11 protein-coding genes and 2 pseudogenes are annotated in these 10,974 nt (G+C 38.5%); 3 read left to right on the top strand and 10 right to left on the bottom strand.

The window, feature by feature from the left end; translation table 11 throughout:
• Positions 1-272: 272 nt before the first annotated feature.
• Positions 273-395, bottom strand: a pseudogene (locus C200_RS16390) (IS481 family transposase); the annotation flags it as partial.
• Positions 396-623: 228 nt separating this feature from the next.
• On the opposite strand from C200_RS16390, the gene C200_RS10485 reads away from it, so the two are divergent.
• The gene (locus C200_RS10485; RefSeq protein ID WP_016211733.1) at positions 624-1,448 is read left to right on the top strand and encodes a DNA/RNA non-specific endonuclease; all 825 of its coding nucleotides are present in this window, start codon (positions 624-626) and stop codon (positions 1,446-1,448) included.
• 55 nt (positions 1,449-1,503) lie between these two features.
• On the opposite strand, the gene C200_RS10480 is transcribed toward C200_RS10485, so the two are convergent.
• Together C200_RS10480 and C200_RS10475 are read right to left on the bottom strand one after the other, a co-directional pair.
• Positions 1,504-2,610, bottom strand: a complete 1,107-nt coding sequence (locus C200_RS10480) for a protein kinase domain-containing protein (protein WP_016211731.1) — start codon at positions 2,608-2,610, stop codon at positions 1,504-1,506.
• 15 nt (positions 2,611-2,625) lie between these two features.
• On the bottom strand, positions 2,626-2,895 hold the full coding sequence (locus C200_RS10475; protein ID WP_016211734.1) for a hypothetical protein: 270 nt from the start codon (positions 2,893-2,895) through the stop codon (positions 2,626-2,628).
• Positions 2,896-3,316: 421 nt separating this feature from the next.
• Between C200_RS10475 and C200_RS10470 the strand changes: the two genes are divergently transcribed.
• The gene (locus C200_RS10470) at positions 3,317-4,015 is read left to right on the top strand and encodes a hypothetical protein (RefSeq protein WP_016211732.1); all 699 of its coding nucleotides are present in this window, start codon (positions 3,317-3,319) and stop codon (positions 4,013-4,015) included.
• A 99-nt stretch (positions 4,016-4,114) separates the two neighbouring features.
• Positions 4,115-4,237: a hypothetical protein gene (locus tag C200_RS16565; RefSeq protein WP_282916176.1), complete on the top strand. Its 123-nt coding sequence runs from the start codon at positions 4,115-4,117 to the stop codon at positions 4,235-4,237.
• A gap of 128 nt (positions 4,238-4,365) precedes the next feature.
• On the opposite strand, the gene C200_RS15490 is transcribed toward C200_RS16565, so the two are convergent.
• The 7 genes and pseudogenes from C200_RS15490 to C200_RS10435 form a co-directional block, all read right to left on the bottom strand.
• On the bottom strand, positions 4,366-4,542 hold the full coding sequence (locus tag C200_RS15490) for a hypothetical protein (RefSeq protein WP_016211402.1): 177 nt from the start codon (positions 4,540-4,542) through the stop codon (positions 4,366-4,368).
• 64 nt (positions 4,543-4,606) lie between these two features.
• The gene (locus C200_RS10460) at positions 4,607-4,933 is read right to left on the bottom strand and encodes a hypothetical protein (RefSeq protein WP_032126682.1); all 327 of its coding nucleotides are present in this window, start codon (positions 4,931-4,933) and stop codon (positions 4,607-4,609) included.
• 107 nt (positions 4,934-5,040) lie between these two features.
• On the bottom strand, positions 5,041-5,784 hold the full coding sequence (locus C200_RS10455; RefSeq protein WP_016211399.1) for a YebC/PmpR family DNA-binding transcriptional regulator: 744 nt from the start codon (positions 5,782-5,784) through the stop codon (positions 5,041-5,043).
• 13 nt (positions 5,785-5,797) lie between these two features.
• Entirely contained in the window at positions 5,798-6,841 is a 1,044-nt protein-coding gene (nadA, locus tag C200_RS10450; protein WP_016211403.1) for a quinolinate synthase NadA, read from the bottom strand.
• Between the two features lie 135 nt (positions 6,842-6,976).
• Entirely contained in the window at positions 6,977-8,749 is a 1,773-nt protein-coding gene (gene aspS / locus C200_RS10445) for an aspartate--tRNA ligase (protein ID WP_016211405.1), read from the bottom strand.
• A 206-nt stretch (positions 8,750-8,955) separates the two neighbouring features.
• Complete coding sequence (locus C200_RS10440; RefSeq protein WP_032126681.1) at positions 8,956-10,116, bottom strand: MFS transporter; 1,161 nt, start codon at positions 10,114-10,116, stop codon at positions 8,956-8,958.
• Positions 10,117-10,572: 456 nt separating this feature from the next.
• A pseudogene (locus C200_RS10435) lies at positions 10,573-10,854 on the bottom strand (transposase); the annotation flags it as partial.
• Positions 10,855-10,974: the final 120 nt, after the last annotated feature.

Genomic DNA, 10,974 nt, shown 5'->3' with positions numbered 1-10,974 from the left:
TGTTTATGACCTGTGCGTAAGATTAGTTAAAGAGTTGTAAATATCTGAGCTTACCTTTGTTTTTTGCTCGTCTGATATTTCTAGTTTCATAAGCTCAGACATTTTCTGAACTTCTTTCGATATCTCGAGTAGTAGGTAGCTATATAATTCTAAATTTGCTACCAGCTTAAAAAAGATTTGTTTATTGGCGTCGTCAGGGATTTTATTGTAAAGGGCCTGGAAGCAGAGGAAAAGTTAAGATTGATCCCGGTTGTCAATGCGTAAGTCCTATTTGCTACTGTTTTTACATTTAAGCTATAACGAGCGGCTAATGTTTTAAGGCTCTCTTGGCTATTTTGTATTGCCTCACGCACTGTCTTTGTTGTGCGGGCGCAACCATGTAGCACTTGTCCCATAATTCATCTCTTGATGGTAAGTCGTTATAGAGTACACCACTAAAGCATGGGACTAAACAACATCATTAACTTACATAATTAAGTGCCAAATATAAAATATATTTTATTTTTTATATTTTAATTATAAAAAAATATAAATTTTAATTAAAATTTTAATATTACTTATAAGCAATAAAAACTTTAAACTTGCTTAATTATTAATTTATACAAAAAATTTAATATATTTTTATGAAGAAGAAGTTATTATTGCTCACCTTACTACCCGCTCTATTGCAAGGGTGTCACGCATTTACAGAACAAAAAAGTATTATAAAAGAAAAACAAGAAGTTACTTTAGTTCACAGCAACCTTTGCCTATTAAATACTTGTCCCACTGGTTACAGCCCAAAAGATCAGATCATCAATCATAAAATCATTATTCTGGCAAACAACCCTAAATCCAAATTTGCCGACTGGGTTGCCTATATCATACGACCTGATTACATTAATGGCCCATCACGAACAAGAGAATGGCAACAAGACCCCGATTTACCTGAAAATGCCACTTTACCTCCTTCAGCCTATAGAGGAGTGAATGCGCTTTTTAATGTTGATCGTGGTCATCAAGCACCACTGGGATCATTTAGGGGAGCTGAGAATTATTATGTTACTAATTACCTATCTAATATCACTCCACAACAGTCACAGCTAAATCAAGGCCCTTGGAATCATCTAGAAAACGCAGTAAGAGCATATGCCAAACAGTACGGACCGGTGTATGTCATTACAGGCCCTTACTATGAAAAAGGCCAAAAACCAATCAAAGCCTTTCCAAACTATAGCGGCACTTTAATGATACCGAAAGGTTATTTCAAGGTCATCACGACGATTAAAAACAATAAAATTTATGCTTCAACATTTATTATGCCGCAAACAACAGCGAATAGAACTCACTATTGTGAAACCATCTCTTCTTTAGAAGAAGTTTATAAACTTACACAAGGGCTAACTATATTAGCAAAAAAACCAGTAAGTGATTTAAATCAATTACTAGGTTGTTCTCAACACGCTTAAAACAATAAACGGGGCTGACTAATCTGACAGCCCCAACCTTATTTATTTCAGACCGTTAAAAGTTAGCTGCTTGAGCTTGGTTAAGATCTGCTTGTTGCCCTTCTTGACTCCTACTAAAAAAAGGCGTCGCACTAACAACAGCTAATCCATCAAATCGAGTAGCAAGATTTGCTACTGACCATTCGGTATGTTCTTGCATTTTAGCCTGGATGGACTCTGGGCTTTTGTCTTCACAAGCAAGCAGTTCTCGTATAAACCCTCGAATTTTGTCTTTTTTACAACCTACATCCACATCCGCTGTACTCTGGTCAAAATATTCAGAACCTAACAGGTTATAAAGCAATGCTAAAGTCCTGCTTAACTCAGGACTTTCTTTAACTAAACTAAGATTTTGTTCTGTAACTAAACTTGCTGTAACTGTCGACCCTTCTAAAAGCGCAGAGATTGCTTTGACTTCATTAACCGTATCCGCAATATATTGACTCTCCAATAACGCCTGATGCAAATCTAGATCAGAATCTTTATATAATTCGGCTAGGATCACAACTTTTACAACATCTAAGCTTGGTCGCATCAAAGGCTCATCTGCCTGCATCAAGCCTAATGTATGATAAAGCCTTGCCCTCGTTGGTACAAATTCCTTTAAAGTTAGCCCCAGAGAGTAACAGTCTGTTTGTGCAGAGGCTGGATATCCATCCTTAATATAATAAATCCCTTTCAATTCCTTCACAAACTCGGTACTTTCCATGTCTTTTTCTTTTGCCAGCAAGGCTTTCGCCTCTTCTGATAGAGCTTCTGGAGCTAAAAAATCTAGTGTCCCCCCAACTATAGTTTTATCGCTACTTAATCCAAAATCAATTAATGATACTTTACCATCTTCACTTAAAACTACATTTTCAGGTTTAATATCGTTATGATAAATTTTAGTTGCAGATTTTGATGCTACACCAGCATTTAATTGACGAACTGCCTCAACAAGTTTTAAACTAACTTCCAGCCTTTGTTTATCACTCTTAAAATCAACCTTATCTAAGCTTTTACCAAGAAAATCTAGGGCAATATATTGTTTCCCGCTCCTTCTTCCACTTCCTCTTAAAAGGCTTAGATCTCCTAATATACTTAACTCATTCTCATCTACATCATCTATTAAGCCAATTTTCATTACATATAAGCAGCCCTACTCATCTTCTGCAAGCTTAACCTTACCAAACGTACCCTGACCTAAAATTCTTCCCTTACCTGCTAAGGCAAAAATTTGGCCATTAATATTCATAAAAGAGTGAGAAAGTGGGTGTTTTTTACCATCTTTATCAGTATAAAGTGCTTGTCCTGCACCTTCTTTAGAGCGCTTAAGCTTTATTCCATCAGATCGCCCCTCAAGGTGTAACTTTGCTATTTCCCATTCTTTACTTTCTTGTTCAACCGAACCCCACTGTAATTTTGGCATACTACCTGACCTCTAAAATTAATTTATTATTTTGATAATAAATTGAAAATAAAAATAAATTGGCTCGAGGTTAGACTAAAACAGTCAAGCAAAACAATATTAACTTTTAATTTTTTTTAAAATTAATGTAAATTTCTGACCAATCAAAAAGCAACTTTCCATTGAAATCCATATGAGAAAAACCTCTAACTTATACTCAAAGTGCCATCCTGCTTAGTACAAGTTTTTTTTAATCATTTTTAGAGCCCGACCTTACTCATATCAAAAAAAGATCGTGTATCCATTTATTTTATAGATTTTTATCAAATGAACCATTATCTAAAACCGTTTAATATGAAATTAAACTTTTTATCACATAAGAGAGTCCTGTAGAATAAAGAGTTAGCAGCTATAACCATCGTCAATGTAGTGAAGTAGTGAAATGAAAGAAGAAAACAATGAACAAGAACAAACTGTTATTTTATCAACTGAAGAGAAAATACAGCTACAACAACGCATAAAGCAACATCAAGAGCAACAGAAGCTATGTCGACAGTTAATCGTTCGCTGCTTGTTAGCAATACTCGTTATTCTTATTTTAGTGTTTGCCTTTGCAAGCCAGTACCTAAACAATAAACAATCAAAATCAACGATTAAAACAACGACGGCCACACCTACAGAAAATACACTGGATACATTAAATCAACAAGCGATTCAACAACAACTTCAAAAACAGCTTGAGCAAAATAATATTGGCTGTACCGAAATCCCCATTGGCGAAAGCTCAAGGCAAGTCCTGTTAAAAAACCCAATAATTTTAATGCTTGTTAATCAGCATTACCTTAACCTGCTACAGTTTGATGATCAGGTCACTCTTTCAACGACCAGCCTTGGAGAGTCCGAATTTACCCCTCTGCCAAACAATAAGCTGCGCTTTTGTTATGCAGCACCCCAGTTAACAAATTATCAAGTCACTTCAACAGGAGAGGATCACACTGTGACTATCCGCTATAGCTACCAATTGCATAGCCGCTATCCTTGGCTTGATCAAAACACATTAGTGCAAATAGAACCTATAGATGTTACGGATCAAGAAATGACACTCACAATAACCCAAGAAGCCAGCCACCCTCAGAACTAAATCAACGCTCCAAAACTGAGGAGTGGCCACCCACTCCTCTTAACTTTATGCTGTAAATTACGTAAGCGTCGCTACCTCGGTAGGTATTTTGCACATCCAATGATGCAAAATCGCCGAGCAAAACGCGACGACTATAAACCCTCGGCTGTCCGCGTCACACAGCGTTACGTGCCTGGATTAACTGTGCTCTCACATGACTCTACGGTTCGTATAGATTTTTAGACACTCGTTACGCTTGCTACAGACCTAACGGCCTTTCGCAACTCCGCTCTGCTAAAAACCCGAACCTACCTCGGCCTACTCACCCCGTGCTTAGCACTCCATGGCTCGCAGCGTTTGCTATTTTTCAATCAGTCACTGCGCTTTGCAGATGAACCACTGCCGACTTTCTTTGCAATTAACCAAATAAGCAGGCCCGTAATAATTGCAATCGCAACACGTAACCAAATTGCTACACCATAAGTCTCAAAGCCAATCACCATGAATAAATAAAACAGAAACACCGCCAGAATCAAAATCGTCTTCATCATAACTCCGTGTAAAATTTATTTTAATCGCCTATAATAGCACTTTATTTTTTGCACAGCTATGTTATTTATTGCGTCGAGCTGATAACCAAATAATAAATAAAATCGGTGTGCTCACAAAAATAAAAATCAGTAATAAAATCAAAGCAAGAAAACCACCACTCGGGCGCTCTTTATGCTGTTTACTGATCGATGTATTATTCACTATAGACGCTTCTTGATCTTTACTCATAAGCTTGCTATTTTGAGCCTCATTGACTTTCTGCATAGCAACTGCACTTATATTCACTCTATTTGTTGCGTGCTCTGAAGCTACAATAGTAATCGGCACGAGGGTAAAAGCAATCAGCATTATAACTAGCAATAAGCTCTGATTTATTAAAAACTTCATTAGCTCTATCTCTACCTTCACCTTAAGCAATAAAAAAAGGCCAACAATCTAAGCTGACCTTCCTAAATATCCACAATATACATTACATAAAAACAATAAGCACTAAATTAAAGCTCAGCTAACACCGATTCAGGAATATCTGCATTCGTATATACTTTTTGTACATCATCTAAATCTTCGAGCATGTCGACCAAGCGCATTACTTTTTGCGCAGCATCCAGATCAAGCTCAGTGGTATTATCAGCCACCATCGTCACATCCGCTTCAATCGCTTTAAACCCTGACGCTACCAATGCTTCTTTTACCTCAAGGAAATCAGTCGGTGCAGTAATAACCTCTGCACTCCCATCATTATCCATCACCACATCTTCAGCACCTGCCTCAAGTGCCGCTTCCATTAAGCTGTCCTCATTCAGGCCTTGGCCAAAACTAATGCTACCACGCTGATTAAACATGTAAGAGACGGAGCCATCCGTGCCTAAATTACCGCCACACTTAGAAAACGCATGACGTACTTCAGCCACAGTGCGTTTATGATTGTCTGTTAGGCAGTCAACCATAACTGCAATTCCACCGCTACCATAGCCCTCATAGCGAATTTCATCATAATTATCCGCATCACCACCACCGGCACCGCGCTTAATCGCACGATCAACCACATCACGCTTCATGTTATTACTTAAGCCTTTATCAATGGCGGCACGCAAACGAGGATTACTCTCTGGGTCACCACCACTCATTTTCGCCGCAACAACAATCTCTCGAATTAATTTCGTAAATAACTTACCACGTTTAGCATCTTGTGCATTTTTACGATGTTGAATATTGTGCCACTTACTATGACCTGCCATAAAGACTCCCCTTTTACTTCAAATATTTTTTACTAAAATCAAGCATACGATTCAGTGAAATCACCGCCTTTTGGCGAATATTCTCAGGCACGATAATTTCATTACAACCCGACTCTAATACTTGTCTTAAATTCGTTAAATTATTCATCTTCATCCATGGACAAATCGCACACATGCGACACTCAGCCCCTTTACCACCTGTAGGCGCAGCAATAAAGTTTACATCAGGACGTGCTTGCTGCATTTTATAAAAAATGCCACTTTCAGTTGCAACAATCATGGTCTTATTGACTAAGTGCTTAGAAGCGGCTAACAACTGTGAGGTTGACCCAACCACATCGGCAAGTGCAACGACCTCCGCTGGCGATTCAGGATGCACCAAAACTGCAGCATCTGGATATATTGCTTTAAGTTCTCTTAACGCATTGCTTTTAAACTCAGCATGAATAATACACTCGCCCTGCCACAACAGCATGTCCGCACCGGATTTTTCTTTAATATAGCCACCTAAATAACGATCAGAGGCCCAAATAATTTTCTTACCTTGCTCGTGCAAGTGCTCAACAATTTCAACCGCGCAACTGGACGTTACCACCCAATCAGCACGTGCTTTCACCGCTGCGGAGGTATTCGCATAAACCACCACCACCCGCTCTGGATATTGATCACAAAACTGAGAAAATTCATCTTCAGGGCAGCCCAAATCCAACGAGCATTCTGCTTTTAAATCAGGAACTAATACTGTTTTCTCAGGACTTAACACTTTAGAGCTTTCGCCCATAAAGCGCACTCCCGAAACAATTAAAGTATTCGCAGGGTGCTTTTTGCCAAACTCTGCCATTGCCAGTGAGTCACCAATAAAGCCATTGGTTGCCTCTGTAATACGCTGAATCTCAGGGTCAGTATAATAATGCGAAATTAACACCGCTTGCTTTTCTTTTAACAAGGCTTTAATTCTTGCGCGCTCTGCTGCTATTTCGACTGCCCCCATCGGACCTGTAGGCATTTCTTGCGGTAACGCAGCTTCAATCGCAGCATTAAACTCTGTCACGGCCATGTAATATTACTACTCTGTTTTTATCTTAATCTGCTCGTCTTCATTTATTTGACGATTATCACTGACTATAGGAGGTGTACATTATACACCTCTGCTTAACAGCCGCAAACCACGTGCGGCTAAGCTAACGTTTAGCTATTTCAAGTTATCACGTACAACACGAACACCCAGCTCTATCAATTGTTCCACTGCAGCCGTTCCTGGCGCAGAGGTTAATGGGCAACTTGCTGTTTGTGTTTTTGGAAAAGCAATCACATCGCGGATATTTTCAGTGCCGGTCATCAACATAACAATACGGTCTAAGCCAAAGGCCAAACCACCATGTGGAGGCGCACCATATTTTAACGCATCAAGCAAAAAGCCAAACTTTTCTTTTGCCGTTACTTCATCAATCCCCAACAGCTCTAAAACCTCTTGTTGGACACTGGCTTGGTGAATACGAATCGAGCCACCACCGATCTCATAACCGTTTAATACCATATCATAAGCACGCGATAACGCCTCTTTTGGACTATCCCTTAGCGCATCAAGCGAGGCTGGTGCGGTAAAAGGGTGGTGTAATGCCTGTAATTGACCATCTTCTTCCTCAAACATTGGAAAATCGACCACCCATAACGGCGCCCAATTCCCTTGCAATAGCTCAAGGTCTTGCCCTAACTTTAACCTCAGTGCGCCTAATGCACTGGCAACTGTTTTTTGGCTATCCGCACCAAAGAAAATTAAATCGCCAGTTTGTGCTTGCGTACGATCTAAAATTGCGGCTAGCTCTTCGTCGCTCAGTAATTTTACTATTGGCGACTGCAAACCATCACGACCTACACTTGCATCATTAACCTTAATATAAGCCAGCCCTTTTGCTCCATAGATATTCACAAACTGGGTATAATTATCAATTTGTTTACGCGTTAATTTATTTGCTCCAGCAGGTACTCGTAGTGCAACAACGCGTCCCATCACAGCCTGAGCAGGCGAGTTGAATACTTTAAAGCTACTCTCTTTTACCAAATCATCAATCGTAATTAATTCAAGTGGATTACGTAAATCAGGCTTATCACTACCAAAACGCTCCATCGCCTCTGCATAGCTCATTTTTGGAAAAGACTCTGGCAAGTTGACATTTAAAGTTTGCTGAAATAACGAACGAATCATGTCTTCAGCTAAATTCATCACATCATTTTCATTAACAAACGATGCTTCGATATCGATTTGGGTAAATTCAGGTTGACGATCAGCACGTAGATCTTCGTCACGAAAGCAGCGAACAATTTGATAATATTTATCAAACCCAGACACCATTAATAATTGCTTAAATAACTGTGGCGACTGCGGTAAAGCAAAAAATGAGCCTTTATACGTGCGTGAAGGCACTAAATAATCACGCGCGCCCTCTGGTGTCGCTTTCGTTAGCATGGGTGTTTCTATATCTAAAAAACCTTGCTCTTCAAGAAAACAGCGTACTTTTGCCGTCACTTGTGAGCGAAAACGTAGGCGCTTAGCCATTTCATTACGACGCAAATCAATATAACGATAGCGTAAACGTGTTTCTTCACCCACACCTTTTAGGTCATTAACTTGCATTGGCAACGGCTCAGCTTCGCTAAGCACAGCCACAGAGCTTACATCAACCTCAATTTTACCTGTTGTAATATTTTCATTGACTTGACCCTCTGGACGCAAATTTACCTGGCCTGTTACCTGCAACACAGTTTCATTACGATAATTTAATTGATTATTATCAGGGAGATTCACTTTATTCGGGTCGATGACAATCTGAACGATGCCTTCACGATCACGCAAATCCACAAACGCAACGCCGCCGTGATTACGGCAACGATCCACCCAACCACACAATGTAACTTGTTGACCTGTAAGTGTTTCTGTTACTTCTCCGCAATAATAATCACGCATTATTTTTATCCCAAACCCTATCTATAATTAAACGAACAACACTCTACCTAGTAATAAGCCGACACGACTCAACCACGACAAGGTAGGTGCCAGCGTAAAGGCCGATTATACCGTAAGCCCCTGGAAATTACAGCTTCTTTAACCGCTTTTCTTGCTAAAGGCAAAAGAATATCAAGTCTGACAAACTCGCGCATAAACTATCAACATCAATGCTTTCTTGCAACGAACAAAAACCAACAGCAAATCATCAAGGTCAAAATTAAATAACAACTAGCAATCGGCAGCAGAGAATAAACTTTCAAAAAAGCAGCAATAAATGAAAATACACTAAACACAATCCAAATCGAGGAAAATAACAGACCATTGGCTGATGCGGCTTGTTCTTTAAATAAAGATAAGCATTCCCCAACATAAATAGGAAATAAAAATCCACCACAAAAAATCATAATAAATATAGGCGCAATAAATCTGAGTAAACTGATCGTACTAAAACTAACACTAAACATAACAACAGCAGCAATAAGCATACATAAAAGCGCTGTATTTGATTTAGACTGTCGAGAAAATTTGAAAAATAACCGACTGGTCATATTACCAGAAAACCAAGCAAAACCCATTAATAAAGCAATATAACCATAAAAAATAGCCGACCGCTCCAATATATCCTGAATAACAAACGGGCCGACAACATTAAATATAGCGACATACCCAAGAAAAAAACTAATTAAAATAGTTCCCGTTAAAAATAATTTATTTTTTAAAACGGTGATATAACTTGAACTCACATGAACAAGCGAAAATGCTTTTTTAGTCGTACTGGTTTCTTTCAAAACGACTAAAGCAACTGTTGTCAAAAAAGCCAAATAAACAAGAACAAAGTAAAAGTTAGCTTGCCAGCCAATATAATGCTGCAAATAGCCACCAATAAAAGGGGCAACGATAGGCCCAAGAGCAAAAGATGCGGTAATATACGTATATTGTTTTTTTAACGCTGCACCATCAAACACATCGCTTAACATAGCGCGAACAGGCACCATCATAAACGCAGCGCCAAAACCTTGAAAAAGCCGTACAACAATCAATGTTGTCAATGAGCTGGTATTTAAGATCAACAAAACAGAGGTCAACTGTAATAACATCCCAAATAAAAAGGGATTTTTACGGCCTAAAGCATCTGAGATCGGCCCAGCGACTATCTGACCCACTCCTAACCCTAAAGTGAACAGCGTGACGGTAATTTGTACCAGTGTATCTGATGAGCCAAAATAGTCTGCCATCGCAGGCAGTGATGGCAAATAAATGTCTGTACTCATCCCTCCCAAAGGAATAACAAGATTCACAAAAAGCGCAATAAAAAGTCGATTCATAAGTAATCTCAATATTATTATATTATTAAAGCACACTCCAAAAACTATAAGGCCGATTATAATAAAGAACATTATAAGATCAAGTTAGCCCTTGTATTTAAAGGAACCTTCTTACCCAGTGGCAATTAAAAATGAAGCTTTCATTAAACCTCCAGATAAGAAACATAACAAACAATAAACAGCTAACTTATTAATAATATTGGAAAATAATAAAATTATACTAGTAAAAAAATAAACACCATTGAATCTTTTATTAAAATAAAAAATGAAAATTTATTATTTTTGTAACAAATAATAAATTACTCTCACTCTATACTCTATCTCCACGAACAATAACCTTAATCTAAACCAATAAATTTTAACTAAATTAAATATCAAGCTTAGCGCACACTTCTTAACAGTTTCTTAAAGTTATCACAGGCCAATCTAAATAAAAATTAATATATAGCTAAAACCTTATAAATTGACATAATGTAGATGTTCTAAAAAAAGATCTTCGATACTACAGTGATACTTTCTTCGAATGGCTTTAGCCTCTGCCCATTTTCTCTCAATCGGGTTAAGGTCAGGGCTATAAGATGGTAAATAATCAATTGTATGCCCTTGCTCTTCAATCGCTTCAATCATATCAGAGCGTTTGTGAAAGCGCGCATTATCCATAACAATGACTGAATGTGCTGGCAATTTAGGTAATAAATCTTTAACTAGCCATGCATAAAACACATCAGAATTAATTGACCCAGTAAATCGTAAGCGTCGCTACCTCGGTAGGTATTTTGCACATCCAATGATGCAAAATCGCCGAGCAAAACGCGACGACTATAAACCCTCGGCTGTCCGCGTCACACAGCGTTGCGT

The sequence above is a fragment of the Piscirickettsia salmonis LF-89 = ATCC VR-1361 genome (genome assembly GCF_000297215.2).
GTDB lineage: Bacteria > Pseudomonadota > Gammaproteobacteria > Piscirickettsiales > Piscirickettsiaceae > Piscirickettsia > Piscirickettsia salmonis.
This window is presented reverse-complemented; position numbering and strand designations above follow the sequence as displayed.

Bases quoted from the DNA above. Each gene is read 5' to 3' on its own strand.
- C200_RS10455 (WP_016211399.1), bottom strand. From the start codon at position 5,784: ATGGCAGGTCATAGTAAGTGGCACAATATTCAACATCGTAAAAATGCA.
- C200_RS15490 (WP_016211402.1), bottom strand. From the start codon at position 4,542: ATGAAGACGATTTTGATTCTGGCGGTGTTTCTGTTTTATTTATTCATG.
- C200_RS10485 (WP_016211733.1), top strand. From the start codon at position 624: ATGAAGAAGAAGTTATTATTGCTCACCTTACTACCCGCTCTATTGCAA.
- C200_RS10470 (WP_016211732.1), top strand. From the start codon at position 3,317: ATGAAAGAAGAAAACAATGAACAAGAACAAACTGTTATTTTATCAACT.
- C200_RS10460 (WP_032126682.1), bottom strand. From the start codon at position 4,933: ATGAAGTTTTTAATAAATCAGAGCTTATTGCTAGTTATAATGCTGATT.
- C200_RS10480 (WP_016211731.1), bottom strand. From the start codon at position 2,610: ATGAAAATTGGCTTAATAGATGATGTAGATGAGAATGAGTTAAGTATA.
- C200_RS10475 (WP_016211734.1), bottom strand. From the start codon at position 2,895: ATGCCAAAATTACAGTGGGGTTCGGTTGAACAAGAAAGTAAAGAATGG.
- C200_RS10440 (WP_032126681.1), bottom strand. From the start codon at position 10,116: ATGAATCGACTTTTTATTGCGCTTTTTGTGAATCTTGTTATTCCTTTG.
- nadA (WP_016211403.1), bottom strand. From the start codon at position 6,841: ATGGCCGTGACAGAGTTTAATGCTGCGATTGAAGCTGCGTTACCGCAA.
- aspS (WP_016211405.1), bottom strand. From the start codon at position 8,749: ATGCGTGATTATTATTGCGGAGAAGTAACAGAAACACTTACAGGTCAA.
- C200_RS16565 (WP_282916176.1), top strand. From the start codon at position 4,115: ATGATGCAAAATCGCCGAGCAAAACGCGACGACTATAAACCCTCGGCT.